Source organism: Arthrobacter sp. MMS18-M83, assembly GCF_026683955.1.
Lineage (GTDB): Bacteria > Actinomycetota > Actinomycetes > Actinomycetales > Micrococcaceae > Arthrobacter.
In genome coordinates this window covers 4,834,339-4,852,253 of the sequence record NZ_CP113343.1, presented here as the reverse complement: position 1 = coordinate 4,852,253, position 17,915 = coordinate 4,834,339, and the positions used below count along the sequence as shown (strand labels likewise).

The window sequence follows — 17,915 nt, the reverse complement described above, 5'->3', positions numbered from 1 at the left end:
TGAGATGACAACTCCAACCGAAGGCATCGGCTTCCGCTCCCGGCGTGGACCGGTGCTGATTGCCCTGATGCTGTCGAGCGGGCTCGTCGCGATCGACTCCACGATTGTGGCGACCGCGGTGCCTTCGATTGTGCGTGAAATCGGAGGTTTCTCTTCGTTCCCGTGGCTCTTTTCCGCTTACCTGCTTGCGCAGGCCGTCTCGGTTCCCGTTTACGCGAAACTCTCCGATATGGCAGGTCGCAAACCGATCATCCTCACCGGCATCGGACTCTTCCTGCTCGGCTCGATCCTCTGCGGGTTGGCTTGGAGCATGCCGACGCTCATCGTGTTCCGTGTCGTGCAAGGGCTCGGTGCCGGTGCGGTGTTGCCCGTTGCCATTACCATCGCCGGAGACATCTACTCCCTGGCCGAGCGCGCGAAGGTGCAGGGCTACCTTGCCAGCGTGTGGGCGGTCTCGTCTGTCGTAGGCCCCACCCTGGGAGGGGTATTCTCTTCGCTCGGACTTTGGCGCGGAATCTTCCTCGTCAACATTCCTCTGTGTGTCGTCGCTGCGTGGATGCTGGCTCAAAAGTTCCACGAGAACATCGAACGCATAAAGCACCGGGTCGACTACCTCGGAGCCGCTCTTCTCACGACGTCCTTGACCCTGATAATCCTGGGAGCCCTGGAGGGCGGCCAGGCGTGGTCATGGGCCTCCCCGATCAGCGTCGGCGTGTTCGCCATTGGTTCAGTCCTGTTTGTTGCCTTCGTCTTGGTCGAGCGGCGAGCGGCCGAGCCCGTCCTTCCACCCTGGGTCGTCTCGAGGCGCCTTCTTGTTACAACGACAATGATCTCCTTCGGTGCCGGAGCAATAGTGCTCGGACTTACCTCCTACGTTCCCACTTTCCTCCAAGGAGCGCTTTCGGTTTCCCCGGTTCTGGCGGGCCTTTCCTTGGCGGCCTTGACAATTGGTTGGCCGATCAGCGCCTCGCAATCGGGGCGTTTCTATCTTCGAATTGGATTCAGGGCAACAGCTTTGATCGGGATCACGGTCACTATCATCGGTGCGCTGGTCCTTGCCATCACTGCCTACACGCCGAACCTCGTCCTCGTCGCTTCCAGTTGTTTTATCTCTGGACTCGGACTGGGGCTCCTTGCAACCCCGAGCCTGATCGCTGCCCAGTCCAGTGTCGATTGGAGCGAGCGCGGAGTAGTGACGGGCACCAATCTCTTTGCGCGTTCCATTGGCAGCTCACTAGGGGTTGCAGTCTTCGGGGCCGTGGCAAATGCAATCTACGCTGGCAGCCCAGGAGGCGAGAAGAATCCGCAGACGATCGTATACGCCTCTGCTGCGGTATTTCTTGCGGTGCTTGTATGCGCAGCGCTCACCGTCGCCGCGGTCCTCGCCATGCCGTCCACAGTCCTTGAGGATTTGCATCCTCAGGTGACTAAGTTCTCTGGCTCCTCTGGAGACTGATTGGCTTCGCGGCTACCCGGACGGACAACGCGGATTTTCGCGGTTGGGGACTCCGACTGTTCGGGAAGCTGGATGCGGATTTCGAGGACACCGTCCTCGAACGTGGCCACGATGCCGTCCTGGCGCACACCCCTGGGAAGCGGGATGCTACGTGAGCGTTCGCCATAGCGAAGTTCGCTGCGATAACCCTTCTTGGCTACGTGATCGGCGTTCTCCTCCCTCCGCGCTTGGATGTGGAGGCTGTCCTCGTAGACACTGATGTCGACGTCCGTCTCCGGGTCGATTCCCGGCAAGTCCACTCTGACGACCAGGGTGTCCCCTTCTTGGTATTGCTCGATGCGAAGCGAAGGGTCGGATTCGCCTTGAAGGAAACGTCTGACGGGCTCCGGGACTTCGAGTCCGCCGCGTCGGAGAAAGTTGTCCATGCTGACCTCCTGATAGGTGCCGACTGGCAGCCAACGCGGGTGTCCTGATGAGAAAAAAGCTACGCCGGGCGTGCCCGCATGGCTAGCCCTTGGGCGTGTCTTGACGTCCAGTCTGGCCAGCCGGAAACTGGGCATAGGAGGCGCACCGTGGGCAATTTACCGTGGATATTCGTGCTGCTCATCCCGTCGCTGGGTTTCATCGTCTTCTTGGTTTACGTAAACATTCGTTTGTCACGCAGGCGGAAAGCTCTTGGACTGCCCCCTCTGGGACTGAGTCCCCGTCGCGGCAAGACTGGCCACCGGAAGCATCACAAGTACGTGATAATTCATCGCCTCAAACACTGATGGGGAGCGGGTAGGCGCCCAGCCGCCTGTCTTGGCGGGCTTGTCAGCTTTGATGAAAGTCGGGGGCCTTTGGGGCATCGAGTATGCCGGCGACTTTTTCTTCTAAAGCCGCGATGGTCGCTTCGGGCAGGACAATCAGCCCATCCAATTCGCGCCGGGCACGCTTGTAGGCGGTCTGCCGCTCTGCCGGCGTCGCAGCGCTGTCCGAGGCGATCCTGAGCAGCTTCCTGGCGGTCGCCAACCGCTGGCGCTCGGGCTCGGAGAAGTTGCTGTCCTTGACGCGTTTGGCTTCCCGCTCGGCGACGTCGAACGCCAGCTCAAAGCTGCGCACGGCCGCGCGGTATTCCGCCAACCGGGCCGCCGTAGTAATGTCGCCGGGTGCGGCAGGGCGCAAACCGTCCGCTTCCCGCTTCGCCCGAAGAAAGGCCACCGTGAGCGGTTCGCGCACATCGGACATGACGGGAAAATCAATGAGTTTTCCGACGTCAAGCTCGTATTCCAGCCATCGCCGGTTCACTGCGTCGTGAGCCTCCTGCAGCCGGAGGACCTCGGCCTTGCTGGCCTGCTCAGCCTGCGCCGCTTGGTTCTGGAGCCGGTAGAGCTCCACCCGACGGCGATACCGCCGTTCGCTGGCCCTTGACCAGGACCGCGCCCATCCGCCAGCCAAACCGCTCAGGGGAAAGACCAGCCACCAGTAATGGCTGAGAAATTCGAAGAAGGGATTCACCGCTTCATCGTCCCACCGGCCCGGAGCGGTCTCAAGAGGCCAAAGCTGGCAAGAAGCCGGGGGTCGCTCGGGGCTGAATATTTGTGGGCGGGCACGTGGCCGCCAATGGGGACGGGCTCGTCGATGGAAGCAGACCTAGCCGACCTTCTGGAGCCAGTCGCTCAAGATGGGCAAGACGACTGAGCTGTGCATCGCGCTGATGTGGTCGAGGCCGGGAAGTACTTGGACCTCCCATCCGGCCTCAATGAGGGCTTGTTTGTGTGTCGCCAGGGGCTCGCCGATCTTCACCTCGACGTTGCCCCACGCCGGGCCGTAATCGATCCGGTCGTCCGCCCCTGCGAAGGCGAGGCGGGGCAAGCCCGGCGGGACTTCGGCGGAGGAATCGTCGAAGTCTTGAAGGGCTTCGTAGAGGGTCACGAATTGGCGGGTCTGGGCTTCGTTCGTTTGAACCGGCACCGAATCCCAGTCTCCAGGCTCAACGTCCGTGGTCGGCGAAGGAACCAGGTCGGCGGATTGTATGGACATCGAATGTGCTGCCCGGGTCACCGCCAACATGCTCTCGTAAGGCCCATCGAGGGGAGGGAAGCCGCCCATCACCAGCGCCCAAAGCCGGTCGGTGCGGATTGCGAGTTGCAGGCCGCAGAGTGCCAGCCAGGAGTAGCCGTAGTAGGCGAAGCTGCCGGCGTCGGCGGCGTCGGCGATGGCAAGGAGATCAGCCGTGACATTCCCTGGAGTAAGGGTCTCCGGCGCGGGGTGTGCCATCCGGTGACCCTCGTAATCGGCGACGACGACCCGGTGTGTTTGCGCGAGTCCGTTGACCAAGTTGGGTCCCAGATCCGGATCAGCGCCCCAGCGGCGCATCATTTCGGCTTCCTCCGGCGGATAGGGGGCGACGCGGGCCGGGACCAGAAGGGCGCGTCCGTTTCCGTGCAAGGTTATGGGGATTGTCGTGCCGTCGTGGAGAACGGCTTCAGCGGTGTCAATCACGGCTTGCCCTCCGTATGGGTGCGGCGTCTTTGTAGTCAAGCTTGCCACTGAATTGCCGGCAGCGTCCCTTGGTGTGGTCCCCGCACTTGGAGCTTTCCATCGACAGGCACTCTGGCCAGGAATAGCCTTAAGCCGTCCCATTGACCGACGAGGATGACGGAGAGGTATCCGACATGGGAGCTACAGAAAACGCTGAATTGGTCCGGCGGGGGTACGAGGCCTTTAACGCAGGTGATCTGGCGGCACTCAGCGAGCTATTCGCGGAGGACGCAGTCTGGTACGCGGCTGGAAATGGCGTGCTGTCCGGGACGAAGCAGGGACGCGACGCGATCCTGGCGTATTTCGGCGAGCTGGGAGCGCGCTCCCAGGGTACCTTCCAAGCGACGGTCCAGGACATCGTCGGCGGAGAAAACCACACAATTGGGCTCCAGCAAAGCCACGCAGAGAACAACGGAAAGACATTGGATCTGGCGACCGCCATCACGTACGTCCTCCGCGACGGAAAGGTTGTAGAGGGAAGGGAGTTCTTCGAGGACACGGCCAAGGCAGACGAATTCTGGACCTGAATCCCGGAATTGGATCCTGCCCCTGAAAACTCATTGACATCCCGGGTGGCGGGGTCTATTGCTTGGCATGTCCACACCCGTTTACACCAGCAAGGAGCAGATATGGAGCTGTATGGAGTCGTGCACTTCTTCCCAGGAGGGACGAAGGACCAATACGAGGCGTCAATTGCCGCTGTCCACCCAGGGGAGGGGCTCCTGCCCGAGGGGCAGACTTTCCACGCCGCAGGCCCCTCGGCCGGCGGTTGGACGATAATGGCCGTCCACGAGTCAAAAGAGAGTTGGGAGAAATTCCGCGACGGCATTCTCATGCCCCGCATGCAGGCGGGCATCGAGGGTGGATTCGAGTCGCCCCCGGAAGAGACGGGCGTCGATCTCTACAAGGTCATGCCCTAACTATCAGGAAGGCCGCCCCCAGGTCTCGCGGGCGGCCTTCGACCTTCAGCGGCGGAAATGTAAAGGAAACTGTCATGGCCTCCGTAGTGAACTACTTTGAAGTCGGTTCGCCCGATCCTGAGAGCGCGCGGGCCTTCTACGGCTCACTCTTCGACTGGTCGTTTGGTGAGTCCTCGCCTGCCAGCTACCAGATGGTGAATGGCGACAAGGGAGGGTTGTGGGACACGTCCTCGCTCGAGGGAACATCGTGGGCGATCTTCTACGTGCAAGTCGACGATGTAAAAGCCGCGATCGCTAGGGCCGAGTCGCTCGGTGCGAGGGTAGCCATCCCGTTCGTCGACAACGGCGCGATCGAGTTCGCGCACCTCCTGGACCCGCACGGCAACCGTTTCGGCGTGTGGCGTCCCAAACAGCCGAACTGAAGCGACAGGACAATGCGCAGGCTTGCGACACTCGATGAAAAGGACGAAATGCATTGACACTCGATACATTGCCCGTAATCGATTTCTCCCGTCTGAATGCAGGGCCGGAGGAGGCCGCCCGATTCCGTGACGAACTGCGCGATGCCATGCATGAGGTTGGCTTCCTCTACCTGGCTGGCCACGGCATTCCGCAGGAGTTGACGGACGCCATTCTCGACGTGTCGCGCCGCTTTTTCGAGCTGCCGGAAGAAGAAAAACTCGCGATCGAGAACGTCCGCAGCCCCCAATTCCGCGGCTACACCCGCGTTGGCGGCGAGCTCACGGACGGCGGGATCGACTGGCGCGAGCAGATCGACATCGGCGTCGAACGTGACTCTGTTGAACCGGGTCCCGGTGTCGCGGAATATTGGCGCCTGGAGGGGCCCAACCTGTGGCCCGATGCGCTGCCGGAAATGCGGGAGATTGTCTCAGAATGGACCGAACGGCTAAGCACCATCTCCCTGGCCCTGCTGCGGGCCCTTGCAGTTTCCCTCGGAGCGCCCGAGGACACCTTTGATGCGGCATTCGCCGCACGGGCTTTCCCTGTCCTCAAGATTGTGAGATATCCGGGGGAGTCGAACCCGGAACCCAAGCAGGGTGTGGGGTCCCACCGTGACGGAGGCGTGCTGACACTCCTCTTGGTTGAGCCGGGAAAGGGCGGTCTCCAGGTCGAGTATCAAGGGAAGTGGATCGACGCGCCCCAAGTGCCGGGGACTTTCGTGGTCAATATCGGCGAAATGCTGGAACTAGCCACCAACGGCTACCTCAAGGCGACCCTGCACCGGGTCATCTCACCGCTTCGAGGAACGGACCGGATTTCCCTTCCCTTCTTCTACAATCCTGCACTTGACGCGACTATGCCGCAGCTTGCCGTGAGCCCTGAGTTCCAGGCAAAAGCCCGCGGCTTATCGGTTGACCCGACGAATAGTCCGATTCTGGAGACCTACGGTGACAACGCGCTCCGTTACCGGCTTCGGGCCCACCCGAACGTCGTCGCAGAGCATCACGCCGACCTGCTGTGAGCCTGACAGTGCGGTGCCGGATAATGGGGTCATGGATTTCGAATTGCTCACCATCCAGGACTGTCCCCATGGCACCGCGGCCAGGGAATTGTTCTCCCGGGCCGTTGAACTGGAAGGGAACGACCCGGCCTTGATTGCGGCCAGGGAGATCACGAGCGACGAAGAGGCCGAAGCGTCCGGATTCCACGGATCCCCGACATTCACGGTGGACGGAATTGACCTCTTCCCCTCTGCAGCAGAGCCGGCCATGACGTGTCGTGTCTACCGTACGGCCGGGGGCCTGTCCGGCCTGCCCAGCCTGGAGTCGCTTCGAGAGGCGATCCGGGCAAGGCTGGCCGCTTAACATCAGCCCGGTACTGGCGCCGCTGCAACCACCGGGTGGTCCCGGCCGAGGTTCCCCAGCGCCGATGCTCCTTGCGGGGATCCGAGGTCCTCGAAGAACTCGACGTTGGCGCGGACATAGTCTGCCCACTCGTCCGGGACATCGTCGGAGTAGTAGATTGCCTCAACCGGGCAGACGGGGTCGCACGCACCGCAATCCACGCACTCGGACGGATGGATGTAGAGCGAGCGTTCGCCTTCGTAGATGCAGTCCACCGGGCATTCGTCGATGCAGGCTTTGTCCTTGACATCCACGCAGGGCTGCGCGATCACGTACGTCATGGCGCGCTACACACCCGTGTAGACGGTCTTGCCCCAGGTGAAGAAGTCCAGTGCGGACTTGCCCTGCTCGCGGAAGGTGTTGGTGGAGGAGTCCTTCACGCCACCGAACGGCACGTTCAAGTCCAGGCCCGCCGTGGGGCGGTTGACCTTGATCACGCCAGCCTGCGCCCGCGCGGCAAAGTCAGTGGCCAGGACCAAAGAATCTGTGCAGATGCCGGCCGTGAGGCCGTAGCGGGAATCGTTGATCGCGGCGAGGCCCGCCTCGTAATCGGGGACCTCCAGGACCGCAACCACCGGACCGAAGATTTCCTCCGTCACGGCAGCGTCGTCAAACGGAATATCAGTGAGCACAGCGGCCGGGAAGAACAGCGCGCCGGAGGAATCGCCGTCGTATTCTCCGTGCAGGAGGGTGGCGCCGCGTTCGACGGCGGTGCGCACCGCAGCCTGGTCCTGTTCGAACTGCTGGCTGCTCACCACCGCGCCCATCTTGGCGCCGTCGAGGCCGTCACCGGCAGTGTACTTGGCCGCTTCGGCAACCAGGGCCTCAAGAAAGGCGTCGCGGATGCCCGGGGTGACGTAGACGCGGGACGTTGCCGTGCACGCCTGGCCGGTGAGTCCGAACGCGCCGGCTGCGACTACCGCAGCGGCTTTGCGCGGATCGGCGTCGTCGAGGACCAAAACACCGTTCTTGCCGCCCATTTCCAGCTGCACGCGGGCACGGCGGGCGTTCAGGATTTCCTGGAGCCCGAGCCCCACTTTGGTGGATCCGGTGAAGGACAGCCCGGCGATGCGGGGATCGCGCGCCAAGGCGTCGCCCACCACGCGGCCCTTGCCGTGCACCACGTTGAAGATCCCGGCCGGGAGTCCGGCGTCCCGCAGCGCGTGGGCGAGGTGGGTCGCGGAGAGCGGGGTGAGTTCGGCCGGCTTGATGACCACAGCGTTACCGCTGATGAGTGCGGGGGCGGCTTTCCATGCCGGGATGGCAATGGGGAAGTTCCACGGGGTAATGAGGCCGACGACGCCAAGCGGCTCGCGCCGGGTGGTGATGGTCGTGTCCGGCAGGCCGCTGGGCAGCACTTCGCCACTGGCGGCCCAGCCGAGGGAGCCGAAGAAGCGCAGCACGTCCGAGGCGCGCTTGACCTCTCCCATGGCCTCGGCGAGGGTCTTGCCTTCCTCGCGGACCAGGTCCTCTGCGATGGCGCTTTGGCGGTCCGCGAGCAGGTTGCCGGCGGTCATGAGGATGGCGCCACGCGTCGGGGCGGGCAAGGCTGCCCATGCCGGTTGGGCGGCGGCAGCGGCGGTGATGGCCGCGTCGACATCGGCGGCGGTGCCACTCGGGGAGAGGGAAGCGAGTTCGTCCGGGCGGGCCGGGTTGATTCGCTGGGTTTCGGGCTCACCGCACCATTCGCCGTTGATCAGGTGCAGCGCGCTTGCCGCGTCGGTGGAGGTTGCTGATTCTGTCGCGGTGGAAGTCATGGTAATCCTTTGGCTTGGCAGTTGGGATTGGGCAGTTTGGTTTTGTTGGAGACCGGGGACTAGAGACTCCGGATCAGGCCGCCGTCGCAGCGAAGCGCGACGCCGGTGATGTACGACGCCGGGGCACTACAGAGGAAGGCGCCCGCGGCACCGAACTCTTCGGGTTCGCCGTAGCGCCGTGCCGGGATGGTCTTGCGCGATTCGAGTTGGATTTCCTCCGGTGTGGTGCCGCGGCGCTTGGCTGCCGCCCGGTCCAGCTCGGCGACCCGGTCTGTGCCGATGCGTCCGGGCAAGAGCATGTTGACCGTGACGGCGTCGAGGGCTACTTCAGCCGCAAGGGTCTTGAGGTAACCGGCCAATGCTGCACGGCCCGTGTTGGAGACCGCAAGGTTGGGCAGGGGTGCCACGATTCCGCTGGATCCGATGGCCAGGATTCGCCCCCAGCGCCGCTCCCGCATCCCTGGCAGGATCTTCGAGACAAGCGCGTGGTGCGGTTTCACCAGCAACTCGAACGCCGCAGCGATGTCGTCGGCGCCAAGGCTCGCTGCGGCTCCGGGCTTGGGGCCGGGGCCATTGAGCACCAGGATATCGATGGGACCGAGCAGATCCACGGCACGTTCGACGGCGGCGGTCACTCCGTCCGCGGTGCTCAGGTCCGCTTCGACAGCCACGGCGCTGTGGCCGTCGGCCTGCAGCTCCGCCGCGATCTTCTCGGCCAGTTCGCCGCGGCGGCCGGTAACGGCCACCCGCACGCCCTCGGCAGCGAGGGCGCGGGCGACGGCGAGTCCGAGTCCTCCAGTGGACGCGGCGACGAAGGCGGTCTTTCCGCTGATTCCGAAATCCATCAGAGCCTTCCTGCTGTGTGGGCGGTTGGGGCAAGCGAGAGTGCACGGGCGGCTTCAGCGAGGTGCGTCAGCATTCCGTTCCTGAGGACCTCGGGGAAAGGAGCCGCAGGCGGGCGGACGCCGGAGTCCTTGATGAGGCCCCGCTCGCGGAAACACTCCTTCCGGACCGCCAGGGCGATCCGGGCCTGCTGCTCGAAGTTGATGAGCGGCAGATACGGGAGCAGTGCGTCCCGGGCGGCGTCGTAGCCGTTGGACTGCCATGCGCGGACGCAGGCCACGAGGGCTTCCGGGAAGGAGAACCCCGTCATGGCGCCTGCGGCGCCGGCCACCAGCTCATCCAGCAGCCCTTGTCCGCCCAGCCCACCGAACACGGAGACGTCGACGGCGGCAGCCAGCTGGGCGATGGCCACACTCGTGGGCGGGGCCTCCGCCTTTACCGCGACGACGAACTTGCACGTCTGGACTACGTAAATAAGTGCTTCCGTGCTGATGCTGACGCCGCTGGCCACCGGGTAGTCCTGCAGGACCACCTTGGCGCCGGTGGATTGGTGGATGGCGTTAAGGTGCGCGATCACCACCTCCGGGCGTGCCGAATTGGCTTGCACCATGACTGCCGCGAGCCGGTCTCCGGCCAGGGCCTGGGCCGCGCGGATTTCTTCGACCGCGGTGCCGGTGAAGAGCGAGGTCACCCCCACCACAAGGGGCAATCGGGTTTCTTCGACTACCACTTCCAGCGCCAGGCTGCGCTCCGCTGCGGTCAGGGCGGCGGCCTCGCCGAAGACACCCAAGACAGTCAGCCCGGTGGCGCCGATCGATTCATAGTGCTCCACCAACTGGGCCAGGCTGCCGGTGTCCAGATTCAGGGTGCTGCCCTGGAATGGCGTGGCGACGACGCCCCACACTCCGGGTGTCAGTGATTCCCGCATGGGATTGTCCTTCCGTTCATGCTGAAGTTCGGTGTCCTGCACTTGTTCGCGCCGCATCTAGCGGCCCGGCCACACTGGCGGGCGCTTTTCCTGGAAGGCGCGCACGCCTTCGGCGGAGTCTTCACTGTCCAGGGCGGCCATGAGGGCCGGTAGCCTGAGGCCGCGGGCTTCCGCGGCACTGAGGTGGCCGGTCCTGATGACCATCTGCTTGACGGCCCGGACGGAGCTGGGCGCGCACGCGAGGATCTGGTCCACCCAGCGCTGCACCGCGGCGTCGAGCTCATCTGCGGGAACCACTTCGTTGACCAATCCCATCGATTGCATCTCCGAGGCCTCGGCCTTGCGACCAGTGAGGAGCATGCCCATCGCCTGGGTGTACGGGACGCGGCGCACCAGCTGATGGATCCCGCCGTCGAGCGCCAGACGCCCGACGCGAGGTTCAGTGAGGCCGAATCGCGCGGTGTCCGCTGCGACGACGATGTCGGCACCGAGCACGATCTCCATGCCGCCGCCCAGCGCGTAGCCGTTCACCCGGGCAATCACTGGAATGTCCAGGCTCGTCCTCAGGCTCAGTCCTCCGAAGCCGTTGGGGTCGAGTTCGGCCCAGTACTGCAGGCCGGTCTTGTCCACGGCAGAGGCGGACATGTCCGCCCCCACGCAGAACGCGCGCGCGCCGGCACCGGTGATGACGACGGCGCGTACTTCAGGATCAGCTTCGAGCTGGTCCCAGATCTCATTGAGCCTGGCCTGGGCGGTCCCGTCGACGGCGTTGAGCACGTGCTGGCGGTCTATGACCACTGTGGCTATGTGGTTCTCGATGGTCAGGGTGACCTCGTCCACGATTGTCTCTACTGACTCGTCTATCGAAGCAGTCACCGGAGGACCCCCAACTTCTGCAGGCGCTCGATGGTCTCCTTGTCGAAGCCGTTCTCGAGCAGGACTTCCACGTTGTGTTCGCCGAGCCTCGGCGCCACGCGGCGGACGGTGGGCGGCGTAGCGGAGAGCCGGATGGGCGCGTTGAGCATCTTCACCGTGCCGACGCCCGGGTGTTCCGCTTCCACGATCATCCCGTTGGCTTCTGTCTGGGCATCGGCCAAGGCCTGCTCCAGGGTGTGGACAGGCGCGTTGAGCAGGCCTTGGCTTTCGAGCTGGTTGGTCCAGTATTCAGTGGTGTCCGTGGCGATGCGCTCCCTGAAAATAGCCTGCAAGGCCGGCTTGTGCTTGAACTGCTGCTGCAGGTTGGCGAACTCGGGCCGCTGCGTGAGGTCCTCGTCCAGGCCCAGCGCTTCGGAAATCCGTGCGAGCGGGTCCGGGGTGAAACCGCCCACCATGCAGACGGCTCCGTCGGTGGTTTCGAAGACGCCACTCAGGGGCATGGCGCCCCAGTTGACCTCGTAGCCACGGTTGAGCTGCATGCAGGCCTCCTGCATCTGCAGGTGGAGCATGGAGTCGTACATCGTCACCTCGACCTTTTGCCCGGCACCGGAGGTCGACCGGGTACGCAATGCCAGCAGGATGCCCTGCATGAGGTGCATGCCCGTGATGTAGTCGCACAGCGTGGTGGGGTAGATGGACGGCTTCATGTCGTCCGATTCACGGCGCCACATCACGCCCGAATAGGCCTGCGCGATCGCGTCCTGGCCGCCTTTGTGGGAGTAGGGGCCAACCGGGCCGAAGCCCGTGCCGGAGGCCCAAATGAGACCCGGGTTCCCGGCCTTGAGTTCCTCGTAGCCAAAGCCCATCCGCTCCATCACGCCGGAACGGAAGTTGCTGACCACCACGTCGGCGTCGGCCATGACGCGGCGGAGGACCGCCTTGCCCTCGTCGGTGCGGGTGTCCACGGAAATGCTGCGCTTGTTCCGGTTGATGGACAGAAAGATGGGATTGTCCTGGCCGTCCTTGTCCGGGAACGAGTTGCGCGAGATGTCGCCGGCGCCCGGGCGTTCCACCTTGATGATGTCCGCGCCGTAATCGCCCAAGAGTTGAGTACAGGACGGTCCCATGAACACCTGGGTGAAGTCCACGATCTTGATGCCGTCGAGGGGGAGCGGGGTGCCGTTGGGCTTGGCAGCGGCGGCGGGCGCCGCCGTCGTGGTTTCCTCAAACTCATCGAGAAGGGTGTCGGTGCTCATGCCCCCACCACAGCTTCGTTGTCGAGGGTAGCGTTCGACGACGGGACGTCGCCGGGGTCCGCGCCGTGCCGGCGCATGCCCTGCTGGATGTCCTGCGCGGAGACCTCGCGGACAGTGACACCGTTTTCGACGGCGAGGGCCGCGGCGACGCCGACTGCCTGGCCCATGGCCATGCACGGGGGAATCTCGCGGGACATTTTCTGAGCCTCCGGGGTGGCCGAGTAGTGGCGGCCAGCCACGAGCAACTGGTCCACTTCCTTGGGGAGCAGCGAGCGGTACGGGTAGTAGTAGTCACGGCCGCGTGCCACGGTGTCCGCAAAGTGGCGGCGGGAGGTGACGTCGTCCTTCGTCATGACGTATTCTCCGTCGAGAAGGCGGGTTTGCCGGACCCCCATCTGGGACGCGACGTCGAGCATGTAGCAGTTCTCAAAGCCCGGCAGGTGGGCGCGGACGTACTCCACCGCCTCAGTGATCCGGTCACGTGCAGCGAACTCGGCGGCTGTCATGTCCGCCGGGTCCACGCCGTCGTACCCGGTCATGTGGGGAGCGTTGCACCAGACCACGCCGTCGATCGGGGTCTTGAGCCACCACAGTTCCCAAGCGCCGCCAAGGAGGCGCTTGATGGTCCGGTTGATGGCACGTGCTTCCTTCGGGTTGGCCTGTTCAAAGGCCTCCGCGGCGGCGGTGTCTACGTTGCCGAGGCGGAAGACGAGGGTGGTGAGGTAGCTGTCCTTGATGTGGCTGGCTCCGGCACGGGAGGCGACGTCGATGTCGCCGGTCGTGTCGATGACAATGTCCGCCATGAACGCCTGCGGGCCGGACTTGGTCTCGCAAATGACACCCTTGATGACGCCGTTGTCCACGATCGGGCGTGAGAACCACGAGTGCAGGCGGAGGTTGACGCCGGCTTCGCGGACGAGGTCGTTGGAGACGCGCTTCCAGCCGTCGGGATCGAAGGCTGCGGCGTAGCAGATGGGCTTGGGGTTGGTGTGGGAGTGGAAGTCGAAGGTGCCATAGCGGCCCCACTTGTTCCAGAGTTCCTCGGAGGTCTTGCGGTCATCTGCAGGCGGGACAATCGCCAGGCCGAGCTTCTCCAGGCGTTCCACATACTCCGAAACGATGCCGGTGACCGTGATTTCCTGGCCGTTGATCATGTCGTCGAGCACCAGGACCATGCCGCCGGAGGCAAGGCCACCAAGCGAGGAGTAGCGCTCCAGAAGCGTAACGGATGCGCCGGAACGTGCTGCAGTAACGGCCGCGGCCACACCAGCGGGACCACCGCCGACTACGAGGACGTCTGAGCGGGAAATGACTGGTGCGGTGAGATCCGCCGTCGTCGTACTGAGTTCCAGTGACGATGTGGTGGCAATGGGGTTCATGGTGGAGGATCCTTACTTCCCGGCAGGCATGCCGTTGGAACGGTTGCCGGGGTATAGAAGAGGTGCTCAGGAGGAGCTCGCGGGGACGCAAACAGCGGACTGGACCTGGCGGAGGGCATGACGAGTAGAGGTCCTGAGGGACCTGGACGCGGAAATGGAGATGTTTGCGAACGGACACCGAAGGGTCCGTACGTGTCGGTGTACGCGGACGACGGACGCTAGGCCCGGCTAATCACCACACGTGGGGGGCGTTGACCCAGATCGCTACGCATACCTCTTCGTAGCTGTTTTTGTACCAGTGGGGCGTATCCGAGGAGAAAGTAATCGAATCGCCCGCCTCTAGCGTGTAGCACTCCCCATCAAGGAAGATGTCTTTCTTTCCCGAGAGGATGATGCCGAATTCCTCGCCGCTGTGGCGGAAAGGAGTGGCGCTGGTGTCGTGGCCTGGCGGGCTCACGATCCATTGGGCCTCCAACGCGCCATTGAGATCCGGGGTGAGCAGCTCATAGACTGCCTCTCCCACGGACTTCTTGGTAACGCCTTTGAGGTTTCGCCGCTCGGACTTACGGACAACGGGCGACCTGGTCTCTTCCTGCCCGAGGAAGAATTTCCCCACAGGGATGTCCAAGCCGTGAGCCAGTTGCGCCAAGGTGGTGAATGACGGATTGGCCAGTCCACGCTCGATCTGGCTAACGATCGCCGGGCTGAGGCCAGTGATCTCCGAGAGTTTGGACAAGGTCATCCCTTTGTCCTTACGCATGGTGCGGACCTTGTTGCCGACAGTTGCAAGAAGTGCGCTCGTGCCGGCCGGTGAGGATGCCGCAATGATCTCGTTGGTCATGATCCAGCTTTCTCTCGGTGAGCTGACTCACATAACTATAGTGAAAAATTTTAGCGAATCAATGGTTTGGTGAAGATTCTTTCTGAGGGGTATTTCTCAAAAAGCATTGACCTGGTGAAAATCTTCAATATAGTTATGTGAGTCGCATCACGTGGGGAAGTTTGCTGCACGATCGGAAACGTGGGCGCTTTCATCCTTCTGGCGGAAGGTCCAGCCCGCCCTACGTCCATCTTCGTGTTCTCCATGCTGATGCTGCGATATCCAAGCGCACCGTCCAAGCTCCTTGTCGCCGGGCTGGATGTCGTCGTTTGCATTCAAGCGCTACGAAGAGGCACGCGTAGCTATCTGGGCTGACTCTCCTCCCATGAGGTGAGCTGGTGCGGCCCTGCCGAACCAAGCCAAAATGATAGTTTCGATCACTTGCCACCCTCCGGGCGGCAATGGTGATCCGTACCCTCACGCACCGCGAAGGTGTGGAGGAAGGAAAGAATCATGACTGACACTGTCGTCAAGACTGGCCCGGAGAGCGCCCGGAAATCCCGGCTCTCTCCGGAAATCCGACGTGGGCTGCTGGGCCTCGGACTCGGGAACACCCTTGAGTGGTATGACTGGATGGTCTTCGGACTCCTGTCGGCATTCATCGGGCCAAAGTTCTTCCCCTCGCAGGACCCCACCGCCGCAACCCTCAACGCCCTGGCGGTCTTCGCCGTCGGCTTCGCGTTCCGCCCGCTTGGCGGCGTCCTGCTCGGTACCTTCGCGGATAGAATCGGCCGTCGAAAAGTGATGCTTTGGTCCATCATGATGATGGCGATCACTACGCTGATCATCGCTTTGTGCCCTACGTACCAGCAGATCGGCGGCGCTGCCGGCGTCATCCTCCTGGTCTGCCGCGTTGTGCAGGGCATCTCCACGGGTGTTGAGGCACCCCTTTCCACCGCCCACGCCGTCGAGCTGGTGCCGGAGGGGCGCGAAGGGTTCGTCGCAGGCATCATCTCCTTCTTCGTCAACTCGGGCATCCTGCTTGCTTCGCTGGTCAGCTATTTGTGCAGCCTGATGCTGAGTGGTGCCGTCATGGCTGACTGGGGTTGGCGTGTCCCCTTCATCGTGGGTGCACTGTTTGGTTTCGTCGTGGTCTACCTGCGCCGGACCCTTCCGGAGACCATGAAGCCGGAAGAGCTTGCCCAAAACTCCTCGTCGAAGGCGGTCTGGGGTGGGGTGGGCAAGCATTGGCTAAGCGTGTTGGCGATTACGTTCGTTGTTGGAGCGGCCCAAGCCTACAACTACGCCTGGAACACAGGACTTCCCACTGCGGCCCGCAGCGGCTTCAAGGAAGACGCGACCGCCGTCTTCGCCCTCACCACCATTCTTGGTGTGGTGCTGGTTGTCGGCAGCCTGGTGATCGGCAAACTCGCCGATGGTCGGTCGATTTCGAAGTGGTTCCTGATCACTCGTGCGCTGTCCATTCCTTCGGTCTTCTTGATGCTGATGTACGTCCGTCCAGGCATCGGCGGATTCGCTGCGGTCCTCCTGGGCGGCTCGGTGGTCCTGGTCCTGAACATGACCCTCTACAACGTCGTCACAAGTTCCCTGATGCCGAAGTCCTGCCGTGGCGCCGGAACTGCACTCGGCTACGGAATCGGCGTCGCCCTCTTCGGCGGCACGGCTTCTTACCTGCTGGTCTGGCTTCAGTCCGTGAATGCATCGTGGATCTTCCCGGTCTATGTGGCCGTCCTGTCCGCACTGAGCATCGTGTTCTACGTGCTGGCGCGGCGGAAGAACGGCATCTTCATTGGAAGGTAGGAATGTGATCTCGTTTGACCTCAGCCAGTCCGATGTGGAGCTCTACACTGCGGCCCGTCAGCTGCTTCTCACCGCCCACCACGGCGAGAACCACCGGGTGGCCGCGGCGATGCGAGGCGAGTCAGGGGCGATCTACCTGGGCCTTCACATCGGCTCGAAACGAATCAACGTGTGTGCCGAATCCAGCGCCCTCGCCAATGCCCGCATCGCGCAGGAAGCCTCCATCCGGTCGTCCGTCGCAGTGAGCATGGACGAACACGGCGAACCCCAGGTCACCAACCCTTGCGGGGTTTGCCGGGAGCTGCTGCGGAACTTTGCGGCCGAGGCAACTGTCCTGGTTGATGCCGGGGGAGAGGTTGGAAGTGTCGGCTTGGAGGAACTCCTGCCGTATCCCTGGATGCGCGCCACCGAGACCGAATGGACCACCCAACCGCCGGAAGCCATGAGGACGTACTAAGCGCAATGGGACTGGCCGGGACTCATTGAGTCCCGGCCAGTTCTGCAGTTCGACTGCTATTTGACCCGGTCGAGCCATCTCTTGGACGTCAGTGCTTTGTGGCCGCGCCTGCGAGTGATGGAGGTTCGGCCCAGCCAATTCCGGCCCCGGGGCGGCCTCGCTTCGGGCAGGGCAGGCGCGGAGATTCCCGGTGTTGGTCCGGGTGCTGCCGGCTGGCCCGGGCACAGGTCCGTGATCAGTCCCATTCCCGCGCATGCCCGCACTTCGCGGATTCCCACCACTGCGGCGCGTTTTGTCTCAAAATCCTTCGAGACCGCCATGACAGTCCCGTCCGCTGCCTTAAGCCGGAACCTGTAGCGTTCCCGCGCATCGACAAACAGTTCAAACTTTCCTGCCACGCTGACCTCCCCAATAGAGACATATCGTCCTTCTATCGACCGTACCCGGCGGTCACCTTAAAGCAAAGCACCCTTAGTTTTCTCAGGTTGTACCGCCCGGATTCCGGATACTCCGGGCGTGGTTGCCGGATGAGGTGCTGACGTGTAGCTTTGGCGATGCAAAGTAACCTTAGTAATACCCGCCACCGCCGGGTCCGCGGTTCAGCAGGAGGTACAGCAGTGGGTATCGGATCATCCATTTTCCTTATCGCGATAGGCGCCATCCTGGCCTTCGCCATCCCCGGAGATGTCGTGTCTTTCATTGACCTCCATATGGTCGGCTACATCCTCATGGTTGTCGGCGTCATCGGCTTGATCGTTTCCGTTTTCGTGTTCGGCCCGCGCCGGACCCGCCGAATCAGCGAAAGCCGCGCCACAGTAGACCCGGTCACGGGGGACCGCATCGTGACCCGGGACACCCGCGACGGCGGAATCTAGCAACAGTAGGAACGAAGGGGAGGGTCGGCGTGCCGAACCTCCCCTTTTCGATGCGGATTCGACGAGGAAACCGATCCCGTACTGGTTTCCGCCGACGGCTCGGTGAGCACCGATATCTATCCGGGCTCCGAACTCACCG

Annotated in this window: 21 protein-coding genes; 9 read left to right on the top strand and 12 right to left on the bottom strand. The window is 63.2% G+C overall.

Features of this window, described 5'->3' with window-relative positions; translation table 11 throughout:
• The first annotated feature begins 4 nt into the window (after positions 1 to 4).
• On the top strand, positions 5 to 1,456 hold the full coding sequence (locus OW521_RS22885; protein WP_268021743.1) for an MFS transporter: 1,452 nt from the start codon (positions 5 to 7) through the stop codon (positions 1,454 to 1,456).
• Here the strand turns inward: OW521_RS22885 and OW521_RS22880 are convergent.
• The 3 genes from OW521_RS22880 to OW521_RS22870 form a co-directional block, all read right to left on the bottom strand.
• Entirely contained in the window at positions 1,420 to 1,881 is a 462-nt protein-coding gene (locus OW521_RS22880) for an Hsp20/alpha crystallin family protein (protein WP_268021742.1), read from the bottom strand. The two genes, OW521_RS22885 and OW521_RS22880, sit on opposite strands and share 37 nt — an antisense overlap.
• Before the next feature lie 388 nt (positions 1,882 to 2,269).
• Positions 2,270 to 2,953: a hypothetical protein gene (locus OW521_RS22875; RefSeq protein WP_268021741.1), complete on the bottom strand. Its 684-nt coding sequence runs from the start codon at positions 2,951 to 2,953 to the stop codon at positions 2,270 to 2,272.
• Positions 2,954 to 3,088: 135 nt separating this feature from the next.
• Complete coding sequence (locus tag OW521_RS22870) at positions 3,089 to 3,940, bottom strand: alpha/beta hydrolase (RefSeq protein WP_268021740.1); 852 nt, start codon at positions 3,938 to 3,940, stop codon at positions 3,089 to 3,091.
• A gap of 173 nt (positions 3,941 to 4,113) precedes the next feature.
• On the opposite strand from OW521_RS22870, the gene OW521_RS22865 reads away from it, so the two are divergent.
• From OW521_RS22865 to OW521_RS22845, 5 genes are all read left to right on the top strand, one after another.
• Positions 4,114 to 4,506, top strand: coding sequence for a nuclear transport factor 2 family protein (locus OW521_RS22865; protein WP_268021739.1), 393 nt, complete (start codon positions 4,114 to 4,116; stop codon positions 4,504 to 4,506).
• A 102-nt stretch (positions 4,507 to 4,608) separates the two neighbouring features.
• Positions 4,609 to 4,899 carry a hypothetical protein gene (locus tag OW521_RS22860; RefSeq protein WP_268021738.1) on the top strand — a complete coding sequence of 97 codons (291 nt, stop codon included), beginning with the start codon at positions 4,609 to 4,611 and terminating at the stop codon, positions 4,897 to 4,899.
• Between the two features lie 74 nt (positions 4,900 to 4,973).
• The gene (locus tag OW521_RS22855; protein ID WP_268021737.1) at positions 4,974 to 5,321 is read left to right on the top strand and encodes a VOC family protein; all 348 of its coding nucleotides are present in this window, start codon (positions 4,974 to 4,976) and stop codon (positions 5,319 to 5,321) included.
• A 53-nt stretch (positions 5,322 to 5,374) separates the two neighbouring features.
• The gene (locus OW521_RS22850; RefSeq protein WP_268021736.1) at positions 5,375 to 6,382 is read left to right on the top strand and encodes an isopenicillin N synthase family dioxygenase; all 1,008 of its coding nucleotides are present in this window, start codon (positions 5,375 to 5,377) and stop codon (positions 6,380 to 6,382) included.
• 31 nt (positions 6,383 to 6,413) lie between these two features.
• Positions 6,414 to 6,725: a hypothetical protein gene (locus tag OW521_RS22845; protein ID WP_268021735.1), complete on the top strand. Its 312-nt coding sequence runs from the start codon at positions 6,414 to 6,416 to the stop codon at positions 6,723 to 6,725.
• A gap of 2 nt (positions 6,726 to 6,727) precedes the next feature.
• Here the strand turns inward: OW521_RS22845 and fdxA are convergent, their stop codons facing one another.
• From fdxA to OW521_RS22805, 8 genes are all read right to left on the bottom strand, one after another.
• The gene (fdxA, locus tag OW521_RS22840; protein WP_268021734.1) at positions 6,728 to 7,045 is read right to left on the bottom strand and encodes a ferredoxin; all 318 of its coding nucleotides are present in this window, start codon (positions 7,043 to 7,045) and stop codon (positions 6,728 to 6,730) included.
• 6 nt (positions 7,046 to 7,051) lie between these two features.
• Entirely contained in the window at positions 7,052 to 8,521 is a 1,470-nt protein-coding gene (locus tag OW521_RS22835) for an aldehyde dehydrogenase family protein (RefSeq protein ID WP_268021733.1), read from the bottom strand.
• A 59-nt stretch (positions 8,522 to 8,580) separates the two neighbouring features.
• Positions 8,581 to 9,366, bottom strand: a complete 786-nt coding sequence (locus OW521_RS22830) for an SDR family oxidoreductase (RefSeq protein ID WP_268021732.1) — start codon at positions 9,364 to 9,366, stop codon at positions 8,581 to 8,583.
• The gene (locus tag OW521_RS22825) at positions 9,366 to 10,292 is read right to left on the bottom strand and encodes a dihydrodipicolinate synthase family protein (protein ID WP_268021731.1); all 927 of its coding nucleotides are present in this window, start codon (positions 10,290 to 10,292) and stop codon (positions 9,366 to 9,368) included. The genes OW521_RS22830 and OW521_RS22825 overlap by 1 nt, the downstream gene beginning before the upstream one ends.
• Positions 10,293 to 10,349: 57 nt before the next feature.
• Positions 10,350 to 11,168: an enoyl-CoA hydratase-related protein gene (locus OW521_RS22820; protein WP_268021730.1), complete on the bottom strand. Its 819-nt coding sequence runs from the start codon at positions 11,166 to 11,168 to the stop codon at positions 10,350 to 10,352.
• Positions 11,165 to 12,424, bottom strand: a complete 1,260-nt coding sequence (locus tag OW521_RS22815; RefSeq protein WP_268021729.1) for a CaiB/BaiF CoA transferase family protein — start codon at positions 12,422 to 12,424, stop codon at positions 11,165 to 11,167. Before OW521_RS22815 ends, OW521_RS22820 begins: the two co-directional genes overlap by 4 nt.
• A complete protein-coding gene (locus OW521_RS22810) occupies positions 12,421 to 13,803 on the bottom strand; it encodes an FAD-dependent oxidoreductase (RefSeq protein ID WP_268021728.1) in 1,383 nt (460 codons plus the stop codon). The genes OW521_RS22815 and OW521_RS22810 overlap by 4 nt, the downstream gene beginning before the upstream one ends.
• Before the next feature lie 232 nt (positions 13,804 to 14,035).
• Positions 14,036 to 14,644 (bottom strand): helix-turn-helix domain-containing protein, encoded by a 609-nt coding sequence (locus OW521_RS22805; protein WP_268021727.1) that lies wholly within the window; start codon positions 14,642 to 14,644, stop codon positions 14,036 to 14,038.
• 492 nt (positions 14,645 to 15,136) lie between these two features.
• Between OW521_RS22805 and OW521_RS22800 the strand changes: the two genes are divergently transcribed.
• Together OW521_RS22800 and OW521_RS22795 are read left to right on the top strand one after the other, a co-directional pair.
• A complete protein-coding gene (locus OW521_RS22800) occupies positions 15,137 to 16,444 on the top strand; it encodes an MFS transporter (RefSeq protein ID WP_268021726.1) in 1,308 nt (435 codons plus the stop codon).
• A 4-nt stretch (positions 16,445 to 16,448) separates the two neighbouring features.
• The gene (locus tag OW521_RS22795; RefSeq protein ID WP_268021725.1) at positions 16,449 to 16,901 is read left to right on the top strand and encodes a hypothetical protein; all 453 of its coding nucleotides are present in this window, start codon (positions 16,449 to 16,451) and stop codon (positions 16,899 to 16,901) included.
• Between the two features lie 56 nt (positions 16,902 to 16,957).
• Here the strand turns inward: OW521_RS22795 and OW521_RS22790 are convergent, their stop codons facing one another.
• Positions 16,958 to 17,299, bottom strand: a complete 342-nt coding sequence (locus OW521_RS22790) for a YegP family protein (protein ID WP_268021724.1) — start codon at positions 17,297 to 17,299, stop codon at positions 16,958 to 16,960.
• Positions 17,300 to 17,518: 219 nt separating this feature from the next.
• Between OW521_RS22790 and OW521_RS22785 the strand changes: the two genes are divergently transcribed.
• Positions 17,519 to 17,776, top strand: coding sequence for a DUF6458 family protein (locus tag OW521_RS22785; RefSeq protein WP_268021723.1), 258 nt, complete (start codon positions 17,519 to 17,521; stop codon positions 17,774 to 17,776).
• Positions 17,777 to 17,915: the final 139 nt, after the last annotated feature.